Annotated in this window: 14 protein-coding genes; 6 read left to right on the top strand and 8 right to left on the bottom strand. The window is 53.7% G+C overall.

The genetic code is table 11. From position 1 onward, the window contains the following. Entirely contained in the window at positions 1–1764 is a 1764-nt protein-coding gene (locus tag KK062_RS08300; protein WP_254083810.1) for a cellulase family glycosylhydrolase, read from the bottom strand. A 157-nt stretch (positions 1765–1921) separates the two neighbouring features. On the opposite strand from KK062_RS08300, the gene KK062_RS08295 reads away from it, so the two are divergent. Further along, positions 1922–4870 (top strand): two-component regulator propeller domain-containing protein, encoded by a 2949-nt coding sequence (locus KK062_RS08295; RefSeq protein WP_254083809.1) that lies wholly within the window; start codon positions 1922–1924, stop codon positions 4868–4870. Between the two features lie 123 nt (positions 4871–4993). Beyond that, positions 4994–5878 carry an oxidoreductase gene (locus KK062_RS08290; RefSeq protein WP_254083808.1) on the top strand — a complete coding sequence of 295 codons (885 nt, stop codon included), beginning with the start codon at positions 4994–4996 and terminating at the stop codon, positions 5876–5878. 69 nt (positions 5879–5947) lie between these two features. Here the strand turns inward: KK062_RS08290 and KK062_RS08285 are convergent, their stop codons facing one another. Continuing rightward, positions 5948–6325: a DoxX family membrane protein gene (locus KK062_RS08285; protein WP_254083807.1), complete on the bottom strand. Its 378-nt coding sequence runs from the start codon at positions 6323–6325 to the stop codon at positions 5948–5950. Between the two features lie 389 nt (positions 6326–6714). Between KK062_RS08285 and KK062_RS08280 the strand changes: the two genes are divergently transcribed. Then, positions 6715–7161, top strand: a complete 447-nt coding sequence (locus tag KK062_RS08280) for a DUF1579 family protein (RefSeq protein ID WP_254083806.1) — start codon at positions 6715–6717, stop codon at positions 7159–7161. A 12-nt stretch (positions 7162–7173) separates the two neighbouring features. After that, positions 7174–7728: an alpha/beta fold hydrolase gene (locus KK062_RS08275; RefSeq protein WP_254083805.1), complete on the top strand. Its 555-nt coding sequence runs from the start codon at positions 7174–7176 to the stop codon at positions 7726–7728. Between the two features lie 9 nt (positions 7729–7737). On the opposite strand, the gene KK062_RS08270 is transcribed toward KK062_RS08275, so the two are convergent. After that, positions 7738–8112 (bottom strand): VanZ family protein, encoded by a 375-nt coding sequence (locus KK062_RS08270; protein WP_254083804.1) that lies wholly within the window; start codon positions 8110–8112, stop codon positions 7738–7740. Between the two features lie 180 nt (positions 8113–8292). Between KK062_RS08270 and KK062_RS08265 the strand changes: the two genes are divergently transcribed. After that, positions 8293–8706, top strand: a complete 414-nt coding sequence (locus tag KK062_RS08265; RefSeq protein WP_254083803.1) for an SWIB/MDM2 domain-containing protein — start codon at positions 8293–8295, stop codon at positions 8704–8706. A gap of 131 nt (positions 8707–8837) precedes the next feature. Continuing rightward, on the top strand, positions 8838–10070 hold the full coding sequence (locus KK062_RS08260; RefSeq protein ID WP_254083802.1) for a phospholipase D-like domain-containing protein: 1233 nt from the start codon (positions 8838–8840) through the stop codon (positions 10068–10070). Between the two features lie 19 nt (positions 10071–10089). Here the strand turns inward: KK062_RS08260 and KK062_RS08255 are convergent, their stop codons facing one another. From KK062_RS08255 to KK062_RS08235, 5 genes are all read right to left on the bottom strand, one after another. Next, the gene (locus KK062_RS08255) at positions 10090–12462 is read right to left on the bottom strand and encodes an ABC transporter permease (RefSeq protein ID WP_254083801.1); all 2373 of its coding nucleotides are present in this window, start codon (positions 12460–12462) and stop codon (positions 10090–10092) included. A 132-nt stretch (positions 12463–12594) separates the two neighbouring features. Further along, entirely contained in the window at positions 12595–13170 is a 576-nt protein-coding gene (locus KK062_RS08250) for an OmpH/Skp family outer membrane protein (RefSeq protein WP_254083800.1), read from the bottom strand. Between the two features lie 102 nt (positions 13171–13272). Continuing rightward, entirely contained in the window at positions 13273–14046 is a 774-nt protein-coding gene (gene pgeF / locus KK062_RS08245) for a peptidoglycan editing factor PgeF (protein ID WP_254083799.1), read from the bottom strand. Positions 14047–14157: 111 nt separating this feature from the next. Then, positions 14158–16038, bottom strand: a complete 1881-nt coding sequence (locus KK062_RS08240) for a RagB/SusD family nutrient uptake outer membrane protein (protein WP_254083798.1) — start codon at positions 16036–16038, stop codon at positions 14158–14160. 20 nt (positions 16039–16058) lie between these two features. Further along, on the bottom strand, positions 16059–19223 hold the full coding sequence (locus KK062_RS08235) for a SusC/RagA family TonB-linked outer membrane protein (RefSeq protein ID WP_438835850.1): 3165 nt from the start codon (positions 19221–19223) through the stop codon (positions 16059–16061). Positions 19224–19444 lie beyond the last annotated feature (221 nt).

Raw genomic sequence — 19444 nt, 5'->3', positions numbered from 1 at the left:
TTACTTTTTCTTCCGAACATCTTTTACTACTTCTATTGTTTTAAGGTTGAAGCCGCCGGCGACGGTGTATACCCGGATGGCGTTTGGGCCCTGGGCCAGTTGTAGCGTGCCGATGGGTACGGTCTTCCAATCGGTGGGTTTGCCGGTGTGTGGTATGATGGCGGTCTTTGTCATGGTTTCGTTTATTGTTACGTATACTTTGCCGCCGGAGGCAGACGCGGAGGCTGTTGCCAGTACCGTGTAGTGGCCGGCCTGGGGGACGATGACGGTGTATTCCAGCCATTCGCCGGCGTCGATGTTGGTGACGTAGTATAGTTCGGAGTTGCTTTCCTGGGCGACGATGTCTACGCCGTCGTTGCGGTAGGTGTAGCCTTTGTTGCCAGTGGAGCGGGTGCCGCCGTTGGAAATATAATAGTTGCCGGTGTCGAGGTCGAAGTAGGCGTAGCGGTTGCGGCCCAGGTCGTAGTCGGTAGCCGCGATGGGCTGGTTGATGGTGTGGGTTTTGTAGGGAACAACCTTGTCGCTATGCGGCTGGCGGATCATGGCGTCGACTACGTCGCGGTGGTAGAGGTTGTTTTCGGTCTTGAGGTTTTCGGCGAGGGTGGTGATGGCGGTGTGGGCCGCTTCGGCGGTGGGCTTGGGACCTTTGTCAGCCCAGTAGTCGAGGATCTGTTGGTAGCCGGCGGGTACTTTTACTTCGAGGGGGTTGTTGGCGCCGAGCTTTTTAAAAGGCCACCAGGCCCAGCCGATGTGGTTGGTTTCCATGAGGTTGATGGCGTCGCGGAACCAGACGTTGGAATTTTCGCCCGACTCGCCGAGCCACACGGGCACGTTGTATTGCTGACGGATGTCGAGGAATTTCTGGATGTCCTTTGTTTCGTTGTTGTTCCAGTATTTGTGGAAGCTTACCACGGTGTTGTTATCCCACGGGGGGAAGATGCCATTGTAGTTGTTGCCCCAGCAGTTGCCTTCGATGATGATGATGTGTTTTTTGTCTACTTCGCGAATGGCGTTGGTGAGGTCGACCATCAGTTTTTTGAGGGGCTCGTTCTTTTGTTCGGCGCAGCCGTTTTTGTCGTCGGGGGTTTCAAAGCCCCAGTTGGGTTCGTTGATGAGGTCGTAGGCGCCGATCCACGGTTCGTTGGCGTAGCGCTCGGCGAGCTTACGCCATAGGGCGATCGTTTTTTGTTGGTTGTGTATGCTTTGCCATAGGGAAGGTTTGGCGGGATCGCGGTCGGAGATGTTTACGTCGTTGCCCTGACCGCCCGGCGCGGCGTGCAGGTCGAGTATCAGGTATAGTTTGTTGGCTTTGCACCATTGCAGCAGACTGTCGGTCATGGCGAAGCCCTTGTCGAGCCAGGTGTTGGTGCCAGGTGTGGGCTCCTGGTCAACGGGGAGTGTATAGAGATTGTAGTGCATGGGCAGGCGCACGGAATTGAAGCCCCAGGCGGCCAGCGAGTCGAGGTCGGCTTTGCGTGTGTGGTTGGTGAGCCAGGCGGTATAGAAAGCGTCGGTGCGCTCTTTGCCGACAAGCTCTTCGAGCCGACGGCGAATGACATGCTGCTGTTGGCCGTTGCTACGCACGCGCAGCATGTAGCCTTCTTGCAGCATCCAGCCGCCAAGGCCGACACCGCGCAGGATCACTTCTTCACCTTTTTCGTTTACGATCTTTTTGTCTTGTGCTTTTAAGAAGCCCTGGCCGTGGGTAACGGTAGCAAGGAGCAACAGCATGCCGAGTAGGGCAGGGTGTTTCAGATTCATCATGGGGTTGATTGTTGGAAAGCAATGATACTAAATTAATTGCCAACATCGTCTTACCGCCTAAACAAGCGATTCGGCATGTGCCTTTTGCTCCGGGCGTGTGTGCGTCGCGCACAGTCATTGTTTTTTCTATTTTTCCGACGTAATCCCCGCCCTACTTATGCGCAACACGTTGCTCGTATCAATCATGCTATGGCTTTTTGCGTCGCACAGCCCGGCACAATCCACCCGCTGGCAGCAGCTTTCCATTGAAGCAGGTTTATCGCAAAATACGGTCAATACCATCTTTCAGGACAGTCGTGGCTTTATGTGGTTTGGTACACAGAACGGGCTGAACAAGTACGACGGTACGGGCTTTTCTGTTTTTAAAAATCGTTCGACGGACAGCACCTCGTTGGCGAGTAGTGATGTGTATGCGGTCTATGAAGACCACGACAGGAACTTATGGTTTGGTACGCGCGCAGGGCTGTCGCGTTACCACCGGGAGACGAATACCTTTTCTAATTATGACTTCCCCGAACGGAGCTGCTATGCCATGCGGCCCGTATGGGCGATTGTTGCAGGCGATGACGACGAGCATTTGTGGATTGGCGCGTCGGGTGGGTTGTTTCGGTTTAACCAGCGTACGGGTGCGCTGGATCACTATCGGTTAAACGACAGTATTCAAAATGCCAACTCGGTGCGTACACTTTGTCGCGACGAGCAAGGGCATTTATGGATGGGGACGTCGGTCGGTACCCTGTTGCGCTTTGACCCCTCCACAAAACGCTTTACGCCTGTACTTACTAATCACCCTGATGCTATTGGCCGGTCGCCTATTACGGCTATACGTCGCGACAGCGAAGGCCACGTGTGGGTGGGACGGGAGGATGGCACATTGCTGCGGTATGATGCTCCCTCCTCTTTTCGCCTGTATAAAGCCCTCCAGCACCGGTATCCTATACGAGCGTTGGGCGAAGATGCCGGTGGTAATTTGTGGGTGGGTACGGATCAAGGCGGTGCGTTTCTGCTCGACAAGCCGGCTGACGCTGCGGTACCTCTACACGATGGGCCTATGCGTGACGGTACGGACGTGGTACTCTCTTTCTGTCGAGATACCAAAGGTGATATGTGGTTGGGCACCTACCGGGGTGGTGTTTATTTATTTGACAAGACCGACACGGCTTTTACGCAGTTGGCGCCGTATGCCGAGGTTAAGCACGCAGGTGAAAGTAATTCGGTATTGGCTGTCTATCGTGCCGATGGAGATCTATGGTTCGGCACGGATGGTGGCGGGCTTGTGCAAAGGGGAGGAGATGTTACTACGTATTATAAAAAACGTACCGGCGGCCTGGCCGATAACACGGTGCTTTGCCTCGCCCAATCGAACGGGCGGATGTATATCGGTACTTATACGGGGGGCTTGTCTGTCTTAAATTTAGCGATAGGAACATTTACCACGTACGATAAACGTAATGGTTTAACAGATAACAGTGTGTGGGCCCTCTATCCCGAAGGCGATCGTCTGTGGATTGGCACAAACCATGGAGGTCTGCAATTATTCGATACGCGTAGGAATACCTTTCGCTCTTTTACCAATACGCTGAAAGACGAGCGTACGATCAGCACCAATACTATACGCTGCATTTATCGCGACAGCCGGCACCGGTTGTGGGTAGGCACGGTATCAGGGCTGAATGTATTTCAGGAACGCGACAGTACGTTTATGCCCTACTATCACGACGACGGGGCTGGTAGTATCAGCAGCGACAACATTGTTTGTATTTATGAGGATAGTGAAAAGAACGTCTGGTTTGGAACGCATGGCGGAGGCGTTAATCGCTATGATTATCGGACCAATACGTTTACCAGTTTTCAGGAGGAAGATGGGTTGGCCGGTAATATTGTGTGCGGTATTCTGGAAGACGAGCAGGGTTTTCTTTGGATCAGTACCAACCGGGGATTGTCGCGGTTTGATGTGCGTAAGAAAACGTTTAAGAGTTTCGATACACATTCGGGGTTGGCAAGTGCCGAATTTAACATCGGTGCACGGTATGCCGATGGTGATGGACGACTCTACTTTGGAAGTATTGCAGGGGTGACGTCGTTTCTTCCGCATCACATACGTGAAAATACATTTGTGCCGCCGGTGGTGATCACGGACTTTCAGGTTTTTAATAAACCGCTGCTGCTGGCGATGGATGAGACGAAGGAAGTGATGCTGAACCATACGCAGTCGATGTTTAGTTTACACTTTGCGGCGTTGAGCTTTAGCCACTCCGATAAGAATTGCTATGCGTATCGACTCGAGCCTTTTGATCAGGATTGGATTCAGGCGGGTGCTGTCAATACGGCTACGTATACGAACCTTGATCCGGGGACGTATACTTTTCAGGTGAAGGCTTCGAATAATGATGGTGTGTGGAATGAGCAGTATGCGTCGTTGCGCATTGTGATCACGCCGCCGTTTTGGAGAACGGCGTGGTTTACGGTGTTACTGGGCCTGGTCGTTACCGGGGGACTGTACGCGGCGTATCGTTTGCAGATCAACAACCTGCGTCGACGGCAGCGCGCACTGGCGCAGCTGGTGGCGCAGCGCACCACGGAGATTGAGGCGAAGAATAAGCAACTGCTGGAGACGGAGCGAAGGCATGCGCAGTTTGTGAATCAGCAACTGAATGATGAGCTGGCGGCGAAGAGTCAGGAGCTGACGGGGTCGACGTTGTTGATTATTCAGAAGAATCGGTTGTTGGATGAGCTGAAGACGAAGCTTAAAGATCTGTTGCGTAGTCCGGGGTCGAGTAACTTGCGGGACTTTCGGCAGTTGGTGCAGCTGATCAATTATAATTTTAGTCCGGAGAAAGAGTGGATGGAGTTTACGTTGCACTTCTCGCGTGTACATGGGCGATTTCTGGATGCGTTGAAAACTCATTATCCCGACTTGACGAATAATGACCTGCGATTGTGCGCGTTGTATCGGATTGGTATTGCTACGAAGGATATTGCAGCCGCGATGAGTATTTCACAGACGAGTGTGAAGATGGCGAGGTATAGACTGCGCAAGAAGTTGGGATTGACGCCGGAGGAGGATATTACGGCGTTTTTGGAGCAAGTCGGACGCGCTGTGTAGTGTGGGCGTTTGACCTTTTAGACGACATTATTATGAGCTCCATAGCAAACCACATTGAGCTTTTGAACAAAACCCAAGCTAACGTGTCAGCCTACCTTTGCTCTTGTTAAATCAAGAAAGACAATGACAAAAGTATGGTTTATTACTGGCAGCTCCCGCGGGTTGGGACGTGCCTTGACGGAAGCAGTATTGGCTAGTGGCGATCGTGTGGCGGCTACTGCGCGTAATACGGAACAGTTACAGGACCTGGTGCAGCAGTATCCGGATCTGCTTTATCCCGTAAGACTGGATGTAACGAAGCAGGAGGAGATATACCAGGCGGTGCGCGATGTGGTTGCTCATTTTGGTAAGATCGATGTTTTGGTGAATAATGCCGGCTTTGGTATTACGGGCGCTACGGAAGCTTTTACGGATGAGCAGGTGCGCAGTCAGTTGGAGACAAATCTTTATGCACCGATTGAAGTTACACGCGCGGTGCTGCCGTATATGCGTAAGCAACAGTCGGGTCACATTTTGCAGGTTAGCTCGATTGGTGGCCGTGTGGGCAATCCGGGGCTTTCGATTTATCAGGCTGCAAAGTTTGGCGTGGGCGGTTTTAGTGAGGCCTTGGCGAAGGAAGTTGCGCCGCTGGGCATTCGGGTTACGTGTGTGGAGCCGGGTGGTTTCCGTACAGACTGGGCGGGTGCTTCCATGAGCTATGCAGAGCATGTAGAAGGGTATGAGACTACGGTTGATTTTATGGCTACGCGTTTTAAGGGTGATGGGTTTATACCGGTAGGTGATCCGAAGAACGCGGCGAAGGTGATGGTGGAGCTGGTGGCGGGGCCTACGGCACCGGTGCATTTGGTACTGGGTAGTGAGGCGGCAGGTTTACTGAAGCATGCTGATAAGCAACGGCAGGCGGAGTTTGAGAAGTGGTTGCCCGTGACGCTTTCTACGGATCATGCAGACGCTAAAAATTTCCTGGAGACGGAGGAGGGCAAGGCTTTGATGGGGATGACGAAGTAGCAGACCAATGTGGATGGTTTTAGGGTGATGTATATGCTATACATCACCCTTTTTTTATTACCGTTGTTATTACTTCACTGCCAATAGGCCTCTGTAATGGTCGCGTTTGGCGTAGGCGAGAAAGATACCGGCTAACAGGACGAAGATGGCTACGGGCATGCCTTCGGGGGCGAGCATGAGGTGGACGAAGAAGATGTTAATGATTATGGGGAAGAGTATGACCAGTGCGAGGGGGACGAAGAAGCCGGAGATTAATGCGAGGGAGCAGATCAGCTCGGTTACTTTGATGAGGGGCATGAGGTAGCCAGATGCCTCGAAACCTTCGCTGAAGGTCTTCATGTCACCTTCCATGGGCGGGGCGGGTATGAGGTTGAACAGATAGCTTACGGATGAGAAGAGGAAAAGAAGTCCCATCAGTACACGGACGATGATTACAGCAATTTTCATAGTTATAATAGTTTTAAGGTTTTCTACTGTTGTTTGCCGTCTGGTTTCGTTATGAATTACTCGAAACCTTTTGGTTGCACAAACATACTCGCTAAAAAGACGATTCTGTGAGTGGACTTCGCGACAACATCAGGGGGCAATCAGGACAGCATGGTGCAGAAATACCCCATCGTGTCCCGTGAGAATTGAACAAATTCGACGTTCCTGGCCAGGGCCGCTGCCTATGGAGCTTTGCCGATAGGCTTGTCTCATTATCCCCCCGACGTTGTCATGTTCGCGACGGTTGCTTCGCCTGGTCTGATTCTATCTTTGACTTACGTCGTGCTCGCCTGGCTACGGTAGGCAGGCATAACACTTTACAGAAATATCAGACACATAACACAACAACCATGGCAACAGAAAACGTAGTGCCCACAGCGGCACATAAACTGATGAGCGTATTAGCAGGACGCTGGCGTACAGAGGGGCAGACGGTGGCAACGAACGATGCTCCGTCTATGAAGATAGCAGGAACAGACACCTACGAGTGGCTGCCGGGAGGTTTTTTTATGGTACATCATGTGGATGTGCGCATGGGCACGGACGAGGCGAAGACGCTTGAGGTCATTGGCTATGACGTCGCGACCAACACTTATCTTACTACTTTCTTTGACAACCTGGGCAATACCGGTTCATACCGGGCGACGTTGAACCAGAACGTCTGGACATTCCAAGGTGCTGCCGATCGCGCTACTCTTACCATACGCGACAATATGATGAAAGCGCATTGGGAGCGCACCGACGACGGCGTGCATTGGCAAGACTGGATGCACATTACGTTAACTCGTGTACATTAAAATACCATCCTTATGAAACGCACGATCTTATTTATTCACAGTGCCGGCTCCCAGGAGGGTGAGCACGAAGGGAGCAACGATCTTCTGCGTCGCCTGCGAGAAGGACTTGGTGCGGGTGTTACCCTGCTCGCGCCGCGCATGCCTTCGCCTGACAACCCAACGTATGCCTCGTGGAAGAAAGCGCTCGACGCATTGATCCCGACGCTGCCCGACGAAGCAGTGTTGGTCGGGCACTCACTGGGTGGGTCGGTGCTGCTGAAATATCTCTCGGAGGAGGCCTTCGCGCCGCGCATCGCGGGGGTGGTGCTGATTGCAATGCCTTATTGGGGAGTGCAGGATTGGGACGTCTCGGAATATATGTTGCGGGAGGATTTCCCTACTGGCCTACCGGTTATTCGTCCGCTGTATTTGTATCACAGTAACGACGACGATGTAGTCTCTCCTGACCATGTGAAATACTACGCCAAGTTGCTGCCGACGGCAACGGTACGCACACCGGCCGGCATGAGGCATCTCTTTGCGAAGCCCTGTCCCGAACTGATTGACGACATTCAGGGACTTCTATAATAGGGAGATTCAGAGGCGATTACGCTTCTTCAGATAACGGAAAACATAATAGCCAATACCGACTCCGATGGTGTTGGCCACCATGTCAAAGACGGAGAAGCTTCGCCCGGGAACGAACCGCTGGAGGAACTCTATGCCAACGCCGGCGGCGATGCTAAAGATGACGGAAACCAGTATGGGGCGGGCCGGCGCGCCTCTTAATAGGGTGTGTTTCTCCAGGGCATAGGCGGTCAATACCATCTGAATACCAAAGAGAAAGAAGTGAACGATTTTGTCGATCCGGAAGGAAAAACCTACGTCGGGAATGGCCGGACCGGGAATGAGTGTAAGTACCAGCACTATGAGCAGCCACACGAGCGCGGGCCACGAGTATCGCATTATCATGGGGGCGAAATAACTAAAAAAGAATGAGATGATGCCATTTTCCGAGGGCGAGTAAAGCCATCTACTGACTGGCGGTGGCATGCTTTTAGTGTTCTTAAAAAAAAACTGTATTGCTAATTATTTGGTGTGATGCAGAAGGGATGTATATTTAAAATTATTTACACTAAACTCATTCGAAAAATGGCAAAAAAAGCGAGTAAGAAGGTTGCAAAAAAAGCAGCCCCGAAAAAGGCAGCAAAGGCTGCTAAGAAAGTAGTGAAGAAGGCTGCTGCCCCTAAGAAAGCCGCTCCTAAGAAGGCTGCTGCCCCTAAGAAAGCTGCTGCACCGAAGAAGGCCGCTAAGCGCAAGCCGAACGCAGCGTTCATGAAGCCTATGACACCTAGCCCTGCTCTGGCAGACGTAATTGGCAGCAAGCCAGTACCCAGAACTGAAGTAATCAAGAAGATCTGGGAGTACATTAAGAAGAACAGCCTGCAAGACAAGAAGAACAAGCGTATGATCAACGCCGACGCTAAACTGAAAGTAGTTTTTGCCGGTAAGACTCAAGTCTCGATGTTCGACTTAGCGAAAATCGTAAATAACAACGTGAAATAATTCGCTTAAAGGGCATTACGGTCATTTGCCTCGACGCAAATGACCGCCCTTTAAATTCTCTACCACACACCTCGCACGTCCGTCCCGATCGTTAACCGCTACGCCCGTAGCACACAGCGCTCCCTCCTTCCATGCTCGTAAAGAAGCTTGCAGTACCTCTGATCAACGGCAAAATATTGGCCGAAGCTCAGCATGTTTATATTGCCACGGCCGCTATTTCGCAGGCAGGATTTGACTTTATTAATAGTCGCATTCCGCCGAAATGCAAGATCGAGATCGTGACAGGCTTTGACGTTCTTACGTCTGTACCGGTGCTGCGCCGCCTCTGGAAACACTACCAGGACCGGATCACGCTGAGTGTCTATACCAAAAATTTCTTTCATGCGAACCTCTTCATTTTTGATCTGCCGTTTCGTAAGTCCGTTGCATTTATTGGCTCCGGCCACTTTACGCTCGGCGGGATCAAGGACCATGAAGAGCTGTTCTTTCGGGTGGATGATGCGAAGGAGATCGAGGCGTTGAAGTCCTGGTTCACGGGCTATTACGAGTTTGCGGAACCGTTGACAGAGAATCTCTTGCGCGAGTATGAAGCGATCTACCCTGCACTGAAGCAACGCGAGATTGCTTCGCGCCGTGAGCTGGAGCAAGCGCTGGCCTTGACTACCGCGGGTTTTCAATGGGACAGCATTCGCTTTAAGACTCAATATTTTAAAAAGGAAGACTTCCTGGCGTTTGACCGCCAGAAGGCTTTGCTCGCTACGCCCGAAGCACAAGCCGAGCGGCAAGTCGTACGCACCAGGTTGTTGCAACTATACGATGCGTTAAAGCCTACATTGCGCACGAAGGGACTGGCAGGTCGCACCGATGTGGTACCCGCGACGGCAAGTCTGATACCGGCTGATCATGACTACCAAAAGCTCCGCAGCCTGTGGTTGGACCTGACGCCGAATGATGCGCCCGATGCGTTGCACCTGCGCCTGACGGTGGGACCACAAAACGTAAGCATTGGCGTTACCTCCGACCTTACCGGCACGGGCAAGGCCGACCGACAGTCTTTTCACAAGCAATTGTATGATCCCGGCTATCGCTCTGCTTTCCTGCAACGGCTGGCCGCCCTGGGACCGGGCTATACGCTGGAGTGTGCCGGCGCCGTTCAACCTGTCGAGAGCTTTCAACAGGCAGATGCGCTGTGGGAGTTCCTGAAGGGGGATGAAGAAATGTATTTTCCGTTTGTCATCGGCCGGTCGTATGGACCGGGCGACCCCGCCATGGGGACGGATAAGATCATGACCACGATTACCCAGGCCCTGGACGTATTAACGCCCCTCTACCGGCACATCGTGCCGGCGGCTTCCTCTCAGTAACTATTTTCTGATCTTGCTTCTAATCGCGCCGTAGGGTGTCCACGGGGTTTCGTACAGCCGCGCGGATGGCTTGCGCGCTGACGATGATGACGGTAATCAGTAACGCCGTCACGCCCGCTACCGGGAAGATCCACCAGGGCATGCCGATACGAACGGGGTACCGTTCCAGAAACTGATGTACGCCCCACCAGGCAAGGGGGGCCGCCAGCACAAATGCCCACACCACCAGACGCGAGAACTCGCGCGTGAGCAATAGCACGACGCTTGCCACGGATGCGCCCATGACTTTGCGAATGCCGATCTCTTTGGCGCGCCGCTCGGCAGTGAAGGCCGCCATGCCGAAGAGTCCCAGGGCGGTAATGAAGATAGCCAGCACGGTAAAGGCCCGGGCCAGGTCGCTGATCATGTTCATGGTCTGGAACTTGGCGGCAAAGTCGGCGTCGGCGAATTTGTATTCGAAGGGATAATCGGGGTTGTATTTTTTAAATACCTCGCCTACCTGTGTGACGATAGCCGGCAGGTTGTCGCCCTGCGGCAGACGCACGCTGATGGTACTGGACCAGCTGGGGTCGAAGCTCATGACAAGCGGGCCGATGTGATGTGCTTCGGAGCCCATCAGTACATTGTCCATGACACCGATGATGTTCCAGGTTTGTCCCCACATCTGTAGTTTGTCGCCCACGGGGTCGCGCAGGCCAAGTGCTTCTACTGTGGCCTGGTTGATGATGATGGCGGTGGTGTCGCTTTTGAAGTCTTCGGAGAAGTCGCGGCCCTCGAGTATGTGTATGCCCATGGTGCGCGTGTAGTCGTATTCCGTCGCGATGTTGGTGGCCTCGATGTGCTGGCCGGGGCGCTTGCCTGTCCAGTTTTCGATCTCGCTCGTTGCAAAGATGCGTGTAATGGGGCTGTTGGATTTGCAGACGGACACGGCAGCGCCAGTTTGCAGCAGCTCGCGTTTTAGTGTTTGGTAGTTCTTTTCGATGTCGCTCGTGCTGGTGATCATGAGCAGGTTTTCACGGTCGTAGCCCGGCTCGCGGCTTTGTAAATAATGTATCTGCTGGTGCACGGCGACGGTGCCGATGATTAACAAGATGGAGAATGCGAATTGTACACTTACCAGCATGCGACGCGGTGTGGCGCCTTTACCGGCTGCACCGGCGGTGCCTCTGAGAATGCTGGATGGCCGGAAGGAAGACAAATAAAACGCCGGGTAGCTGCCGGCCAGTATGCCGGTGATGAGAATGAGGCTTAAGGAAAAGGTCCAGAAGAGTGGCGAGGTGAAATCTACCGCGAGGTGTTTTCCAATCAGCATGTTGTAGAACGGCAATACCACTTGCACGATGATCATGGACAACGCGAAGGCGATTACCACCATGAAGATTGATTCACCCATGAACTGTGCTATCAATTGCTTGCGGCTGGAGCCTACGCTCTTGCGAATGCCGACCTCGCGGGCGCGGTGTTCCGAGCGGGCCGTGGCCAGGTTCATGAAGTTGATGCACGCCATGATGAGTATAAAGATGGCAATGCCGGCGAACAGGGTAACGTAGTCGATCATGCCGCCGGCTTCCTGGCCATTTTCAAAATGGCCATACAGATGCCAGCGGGACATGGGATGCAGAAAGAGCGATACGTCGCGCGACGCGGGGTTGTTCTTTTTAACGATGTCGCGGATGGTACTGCTCACGTCGGCAGCGGACACGCCGGGTTGCAGCTCCACGAAGGTCTGGAAGGCAGTGTTGTTCCAGTTGTTGCGGGCGTAGCCGATCCACACCGAGGTGGCCTCGAAGTATGAGAAAGGCAACAGGAAGTCGAACGATAGAGAAAGGTTTGTGGGTGGATCGGCAATGACGCCGGTTACTTTCAGGTCGTCTTTATTCTCCAGTTTAACTTGTACGGTTTTGCCGATGGGATCTTCGTCACCAAATAACGCTATGGCTGTAGACTTTGTCAGCACGATGGAGCGCGGATCGTCGAGGGCGGTCTTGGGGTCGCCGGACAGCATCTGGAAGTCAAACATTTCGAGGAAGGACTCGCTTACGTCATAGCCTACTTTATTGATCTTTTTATGATCGACGGACAGCAATCCATATTGCCCCACGGTAATGGCGTAGCGTTTGATACGACTGTCGGCCGCCAGCAGGTGCTCGCGCATCGGCATAGAGGTCTCTACGTTTGTGGTGATGCCCTGATCGGTGACGGTATGCGATTGCACCCGGTGCAGTTGCTCATACTTGGGGAAGAAACGATCGAAGGTGACTTCGTCGTGCACCCAAAGGAGAATGAGAATGCTGCACGCGATGCCCACCGAAAGGCCCGCGACATTGATAAAGGAATAAACGCCGTTGCGCAGGAAGGCACGGAGAGCGATGCGAAAGTAGTTTCTGATCATGACAGGCAAAGGCTATACATTTCCCTTGCCAAAGTACAACTTTCAAAACAAGCTGTAAAAGCACCCTTTTTGATCTTTGTCGCCAGCATCTGTCCACTGGCGGGAAATAATGTTCGAAAGCGGGATTCTTTACTATTGCCTGATCGGCAGTAGGTGCTCGTTTATTCCGAGCCAGCTGTAGAGGTTGTTGCGAGGTTGTCCGTATTGTTGCTTCTCAGCATTTGATAACGCCACGCCCAGTGTGGCCAGTACGGGAAGCGTAATGTCCAGTGCGCTGTCACCATACAATACATTTTCCGATTGCATTAATACCATACTAAAACCTTCTTTACGCGAGACGGTCTCTACGGCCTGGTGTATTTTGGTTAGCACCGGTCTCATGAGTAATGTCTTCTTTTGTTGCAGTGCTGCGACGGCATCTTCCTGAAACTTTTGCAGGGTGTTCTCCAGTAGCAGGATGTCTTGCTGGGCAATTCGTCGCATAGGCTCTGTGAGTGTCCTTTCAGACGCCACATACTCTTGTTGCCTGGCTTTTAGTACTTGTGCTTTTGCTTCCAGTTGTTTGGTGTACTGTTGTTGCAGAGATGACAGTTCAGCCTCGGCAGTTTTTACTTCGGATAGTCGCGTTAGGATATAATTGATATCGATATATCCCGTCTTGTTGGGTGTTGTTTGTGCCTGCGTAAATATAGGCCAATAGCATGCCATGAGCATGAAGATGCACTTTTCATAGAGTAAAGCCGTTAGGAGTTTAGTATAGTACGTGACTATCTATACGATGTAAGGGTCGGCGAAAAAGTTTTATGAACTTTACGCTAACACAATTCCCGCCGCGAAGCGGCCGGAATCCTGCCGACGGGCGGAGAAGAAGTAGTTATTGTTTTTTACGGTGCACAGGTTCGACACTTCGATTCGTGTAGTGGGCACGCCGAATGCCAGGAGCTGCAACGCATTGGCCTTCCACAAATCCAGTTTGGCTTTACCTTCGGGTTGTGGTATCATCAGTCCCTGGTCTTTGCCAAAGGCCTGGTCCACGGCTTGTACAACCTCTTCGCCTACTTCGTAGGAGTCCTGGCAAACAGAAGGCCCGATGCCTGCGATGACGTCTGCGCCTTGGGTACCATAGACACGTTGCATTTCGTGTAGTGTCTTTTCCAGGATGCGCGCCACGGTGCCGCGCCAGCCGGAGTGTATCGCGCCGACGGCTTGGTTCTTTTCGTCATATAGAATGATCGGCACGCAGTCGGCCGACATCACGGCCAGACCAATGCCCCGCTTGTTGGTAATGAGCGCGTCGGTTTCCATCAGCTCTTCTACAGGGGTGTCTTCTGCAACCTGTACGATACGCGTTTTGTGTACTTGTGATGGAAAGAACAATCGACTGCCGGTAATGCCAAGCGCGGAGGCTATGCGATGGCGGTTCTGTCGGATTTCTTCGCGGTCGGGGGAGCTGGAGTAGCTTAGGGTGAATTCCTTTTCGCCTCCATAGGGTCCACGATCGCTTACAAAATGTTTTACGCCCGCTTCGGCTCCTAGTTGGTCGAATTGCCAGAGGCCCAGTCCGTCGATTTGTACTTTCTTCATGGTGTGCAAATAAACTGGATTTCTTTAGAATTCCAGCAAGCGCATAAAGTAAGAGCGCTACACGGATTGGAGCCCCGGCGTAGCGCTCTTTAAACGGTGGGTTGCTAACCTCTATGGCACATCGGTAATGTCGTAACCGGGATTCTGAACCAGTTTGTTGTTGCGGTTGATCTCATCGCGGTGGATGGGAAGGAAATACATCTTGTCCAGCCACAACCGGTTCTCAATACCTGGATCTATATCCTGCGGCTCGTATACGTAATTGTAGTTGTCCGGATCGTAGCGGTATGTCTTCACGTCTTTGCCGGGCTTGAGCGTGGCAGTGATATTCATGCGCACAGCCTTCTGTCCGATGGTCTCCGAGGCAATCATCCACCGGCGGGCATCGTGGAAGCGTTGTTCTTCATAGGCCATTTCTACGCGGCGCTCATTGCGATATCGTTCTTTCAGTGCCTGGCCGCTTTCGGTGACTTCCGGCATACCGGCACGGAAGCGGACTTTGCTCAACCAGGGTCGGGCTTCGTCGTCTTCACCCAGCTCGATGCAGGCCTCCACATAATTCAGGATTGCTTCCGTGAAGCGCAGCACGGGCCAGGGTATTTGTTGACGGGTGTTCTGGTCTACCACGGCCGGATCGGAATCGATAAACTTGCGCATGTAGTAGCCCGTGCGTGAGCCGTTCCAATCTTCCACAGAGCTCTGGCGTGTGTCCAGTCCGAAGTAGGTTGTTACAACACCAGAGGCAGTGGTAATTTGATATTGCCCCGTCTGGATCTCGTTGTAGGGATCTTTGGCGGCAACGTCGGCTGTGCGTGGTTTCCAGCCCGCGCCGTCGTATAATACGGTAGCATAGAAACGGGGGTCGCGATCCGCATAGGGAGCGCCGGCGTGTGTCGGATTGTTCCAATCAAAGGCGGTGCCGTCAATCATTTCAAAGTCGTCGACCAGGTTTTGTATCGGTGTGTTGCCAGCCCAGTTGTGATAGCCGTTGGGTCCATTGTTACGACCTACCCAGGCGCCACCCTCGTCTTTGGCATTGATGAAATAACGGGCGAAGATCAGCTCGCGCTCGCCGCCGTTGCGTGCCAGGGCAGCGTTGCTGTGGTTGGCAGTGCCTTGCTCGGGTGTAACAGGTGCGGTAAGCGCCACTTCATAGCCCAGGCCACCGATGTCGAGTACAGCTTTGGCGGCGTCGCGTGCTTTTTGCCAACGCTCTGCGCGGTTGCCGGAGGTATACCCCAGCGCCGCCGGTTGTTTGGCGTCTGCAATGACGTCAGACTTCGCGGCCGCGGTGGGAATATCGTGCAGGTCGCTGGCGGCGTACAGCAATACGCGCGACTTGAGCGCCAGCGCGGCGGCATAGCTGGCACGACCGTTGGCCATGTTTTTGCCTTGCAGCAGTTCCGCGGCGGCATCGCAGTCGGCGACGATAAAATTAACGCATTCTTCGTAGGTGTTTCGGCCTACGGTATAGTCGGCTTCACCCAACATGTACGAACGATCGATCAGCGGTATGCCCCCGTAGTAGCGCAGCAGTTGCTGATAAAAATAGGCGCGCATGAAGTGTGCTTCACCCAGCAGCCGCCCGGCTTCAATGCCCGCGGTGTTCTCGAACTGCGGTGCGGCCAGGTTCTCCAGGGCCAGGTTGCAGGCACGAATGCGCTGGTACATCTGTGTCCAGTTCAGCGTGTTGTTGATCCAGCCATTGTCGGCCGGGTTGGAGCGCGACTCGGTGATGGTATTGATACCACGGCCGGGGTGGGTAAAGATCGACTCGTCGGTAAGCGATGCCAACATCTGCTCATCAAAGCCGCCATTGCCCAGGCCGTTATATATATCCGTCACAAATGCCTGGGCCAGGCTGGCATCCTTCCACACACGTTCGGTCAACACTTCGTTCAACGGTTGCGTGTTCAGGAAATCGTCGTTACACGCCAGCAGACTGATCAGTAAAACGATCATCAGCCCTGTTTTCTTTTGTATGCTTTTCATGGTATACATGTTTTGCGTGATTAAAAAACTACGGTTAGGCCCATGTTGAGAATTCTCGCCTGCGGATAGTATTGTCCCAGACCGCCGGTCGATTCAGGATCAAGCACTTTGAGCTTGTCGATGGTAAACAGGTTGAGTGCGTTGACGTAGAACCGCAGGGAGTTGATGCCGGCGCGTTGACCCAATGTAGACGGTATGGTGTAACCCAGCTCGATGTTCTTGAGTCGCAGATAGTCTGTGTTGCGCAGCCAATAGGTGTTGTCGTTGGAGTAGTATTGATTGCTGCGGTCGGCGATGCGCGGGTGCTCGCTACTGGGATTGTCGATCGTCCAGCGATTGCGGTACACGTCCAACAAATAGTTGCCAATACTGCCCGACTCGCCGGTGCTGATGTATACCTGCGCGCCGGTGGCGCCCTGGAACAGGATGGACAAGTCGAAGTTTCTGTACTTGGCTGACATGTTCAAGCCGCCCTGGAATGTGGGTATATTGGTCTTCTCGTTACGCACTCTGTCGTCGGGCGTAATGCGACCGTCGCCGTCGTAGTCCTTGTACCGCATGTCACCGGGGCGTAGGGTGTTGGTAATAGCGCTATAGTCCAGCTCATTGGCATCGATGTCTGCCTGGGTTGCAAACACGCCGTCGTAGATGTAGGCCTGGTAGGTATACATGGGTTTGCCGGTGGTGCGTTGCCAGGCGGGAGAGCCGGGGGCTTCGTCCCAGTAATCGATGCGGTTCTTGGCATAGCCGCCATTGACACTCACGTTGTATTGCAGCTCGCCGACCTGTCCGTGGTAGCCGATTTGTAGCTCCCACCCGCGGTTGCTTACTTCACCGATGTTCTCGGCCGGCAGGGTCATGCCGGTCGTCTGAGGCACAGAGGCGTTCTTGCGCCACAAGATGTTGCTGCGTTTGTTCAGAAAGATGTCGGCTTCAAAGCTGATCTTGCCCTGTAGAAACTGTCCTTCCAGGCCGAGGTCGTAGTTGTTGGCTACTTCCCACGTCACCAACGGATTGGGCACACGGGCTTCGTAGATCGTGCCGACCTCTTGCCCGCCTACAATGTAGCTGCGGAAGGCGTTGGTGGACATGTATTGATACTCCTGCAGCTCTTCCGGATCGATGATGCCGTTGGCATTGAGATCGAAGTAGATCTGGTCGTTCCCCAACTGTCCCCACGAGGCGCGCAGTTTGAGGTAGTTCATGATCGGCACATTGGTCTTCCAAAACTCTTCTTCCGAGATTTGCCAGCCCGCCATGATGCCGGGGAAAAATCCGTAGCGTTTGCCTTCGGGAAACATATATGATCCGTCGTAGCGCCAGAGGAATTCGGCCAGGTATTTTTCTTTGTAGTTGTAGGCTACGCGACCAAAGTAGTTCAGACGCGCACGCTCCCAGGCACCACCGCCATTGTTCTTTTCGGGGTTACCACCAGCCACCATTTGGTCGACGGCCGTGGAAATGAAGAAACGACGGTAAGCATTAAAGCTATTGTTCTCCACGGTCTCGCGGTTTGTACCCGCCAGCACGGTAAAGGCGTGATCGCCAAAGGCGCGCTCATAGGTAACGATGCCACCCAGCAGTACATTGAGCTGGTCTTCGTCGCCCATGGTGAGCCGCGGCTCGGAGGGACCACGTTGGCCGCGGGATAGCTTGGGCGTTACGCCGTCGGCTTCAAACGTTACTTTGTCCCACGTATAGAGGAACCACGGTATCTCCCATTTCTTTGTACGCTTTACATATTTATCGACCGAGGCAGTGCCGGTAAACTTCAACCCTTTGACCCAGGGCACGGTGATCTCCACGCCGCCGTTGGTCTGCACGTAATAGCGTGTATCGCGGTCATAGCCGGTTTGATTAGTCGTGATCACGACCGGGTTCTCACCGTATTCGATATCGGGCCCAGGCATGCCGTTGGGCCAGAAGGCAGGCTCTGTCGGGATGCCGCGCATTTGCATGCGGAAGATGGCGGCGGCAGTGCGCGTAGGATAAAAACGATTTTCCTGGCGGCCCATGATGCCCAGGGTTGTCTTGACATATTTGTTGATGTTGGCGTCTAGGTTTATGCGCAGGTCGTATTGCTTGTAGCCGGTGGCAGCGTTGCGGTAATAGGCATCCTGATTTTGATAGCCGAGGGAGGCCATGTATTTCACGTTGTCCGTACCACCGCTTAGCTGCAGGCTGTGTCGCGACTGCGGCGACCAGTTCTTGAGTGTCGCGTCATACCAGTCGGTGTTGGGGTGACCCCAGGGGTCGGCGCCACTGCGGAAAAGCTCGAAGTCTTCGGGTGTATAGGGAGCATCGAGTACGGTGCCATTGGGACGGGTATAGCTGCCGGTTTCTTTAAAAGCCTGGTTGGCCGCGTTCCACTCGCCGGTGGGCAGGTTAAAGATCTCCAGCTCATTGCGCATCTCGGAAAATTGTACAGCGTCGGCCAGCCGCGGTACCGTGGTGGGTTGTGACCAGCCCTGGTTAAAACTATACATCAATTCGGGCTTGCCGGTCTTGCCGCGCTTGGTGGTAATGAGAATTACGCCGTTGGCGGCCCGGGAGCCATAGATGGCCGCGGAAGCATCTTTCAGGACCGAGATCGATTCGATGTCGGCGGGGTTAAGACGTTCGAGACCACCGGAACGGGCGGGTATACCGTCGATTACAATCAGGGCGTCGTTGCTGCCCAGAGTGTTCGAGCCGCGAATGCGAATGCTGGAGCCATCGGCGCCGGGCTCGCCACTGCGGTTAACGGCCACCACGCCGGGCATGCGTCCGGCCAGGGAGTTGGACAGATTGACCGAAGGCGACTTGACGAGGTCGGCGCCACGTACCGTGACAACGGAACCGGTAACCGTTTCTTTTTTCTGCTCGCCATAGCCCACCACGACGATCTCTTGCAGCGATTGCACATCAGCCGCCAGCACAACGTCGATCACAGAGCGATCGTTGACGGGAATCTCCTGCGTTTTATAGCCAATAAAGGTAAAGACCAGGACGGCGCCGGCGTCGGTAACAGAAAGCGTATACTTGCCGTCGATGTCGGTGGTCGTGCCCGCAGATGTTCCTTTTATCAGCACATTCACACCGGGCAGCGCACCCCCGGCGTCGTCGGTTACGCGACCGCTGATGTCGGCGGGGGCGATGGTTTTACCGGGTATATAGTCATCGGCGGCAAGCTCTCCCGTGGGCATTGGTTTGAGTACAATCTGGCGGCCAATGACGGTCCAGTCGACACGTTCGCCGAGCAGGTCGGTCAATACTTCTCCCAGGCGGGTGTGTTGTATGCGTACGGACACCAGGCGGTGGGACTCGATGAGCCGGGGGCGATATGTGAACTTAACATCGGCCTGTTTTTCAATGCGGCCAAGTACGTCGCGCAGTTCTTCACGATCAGCTTCCAGGGTGATTTTGC

Origin of the sequence: Dawidia cretensis (assembly GCF_018598175.1) — a bacterium.
Taxonomy (GTDB): domain Bacteria; phylum Bacteroidota; class Bacteroidia; order Cytophagales; family Cyclobacteriaceae; genus Ohtaekwangia; species Ohtaekwangia cretensis.
Note: the sequence above shows the minus strand (reverse complement) of the source record. Positions and strands in the feature narration are given on the sequence as shown.

Excerpts from the sequence above, each read along its gene's own strand:
- KK062_RS08260 (WP_254083802.1), top strand. The coding sequence starts at position 8,838 with ATGCTCGTAAAGAAGCTTGCAGTACCTCTGATCAACGGCAAAATATTG.
- KK062_RS08285 (WP_254083807.1), bottom strand. The coding sequence starts at position 6,325 with ATGAAAATTGCTGTAATCATCGTCCGTGTACTGATGGGACTTCTTTTC.
- KK062_RS08250 (WP_254083800.1), bottom strand. The coding sequence starts at position 13,170 with ATGGCATGCTATTGGCCTATATTTACGCAGGCACAAACAACACCCAAC.
- KK062_RS08295 (WP_254083809.1), top strand. The coding sequence starts at position 1,922 with ATGCGCAACACGTTGCTCGTATCAATCATGCTATGGCTTTTTGCGTCG.
- KK062_RS08235 (WP_438835850.1), bottom strand. The coding sequence starts at position 19,223 with ATGCCCACGGGAGAGCTTGCCGCCGATGACTATATACCCGGTAAAACC.
- KK062_RS08275 (WP_254083805.1), top strand. The coding sequence starts at position 7,174 with ATGAAACGCACGATCTTATTTATTCACAGTGCCGGCTCCCAGGAGGGT.
- KK062_RS08290 (WP_254083808.1), top strand. The coding sequence starts at position 4,994 with ATGACAAAAGTATGGTTTATTACTGGCAGCTCCCGCGGGTTGGGACGT.
- KK062_RS08255 (WP_254083801.1), bottom strand. The coding sequence starts at position 12,462 with ATGATCAGAAACTACTTTCGCATCGCTCTCCGTGCCTTCCTGCGCAAC.
- KK062_RS08300 (WP_254083810.1), bottom strand. The coding sequence starts at position 1,764 with ATGATGAATCTGAAACACCCTGCCCTACTCGGCATGCTGTTGCTCCTT.
- KK062_RS08265 (WP_254083803.1), top strand. The coding sequence starts at position 8,293 with ATGGCAAAAAAAGCGAGTAAGAAGGTTGCAAAAAAAGCAGCCCCGAAA.
- pgeF (WP_254083799.1), bottom strand. The coding sequence starts at position 14,046 with ATGAAGAAAGTACAAATCGACGGACTGGGCCTCTGGCAATTCGACCAA.
- KK062_RS08280 (WP_254083806.1), top strand. The coding sequence starts at position 6,715 with ATGGCAACAGAAAACGTAGTGCCCACAGCGGCACATAAACTGATGAGC.
- KK062_RS08270 (WP_254083804.1), bottom strand. The coding sequence starts at position 8,112 with ATGATAATGCGATACTCGTGGCCCGCGCTCGTGTGGCTGCTCATAGTG.
- KK062_RS08240 (WP_254083798.1), bottom strand. The coding sequence starts at position 16,038 with ATGAAAAGCATACAAAAGAAAACAGGGCTGATGATCGTTTTACTGATC.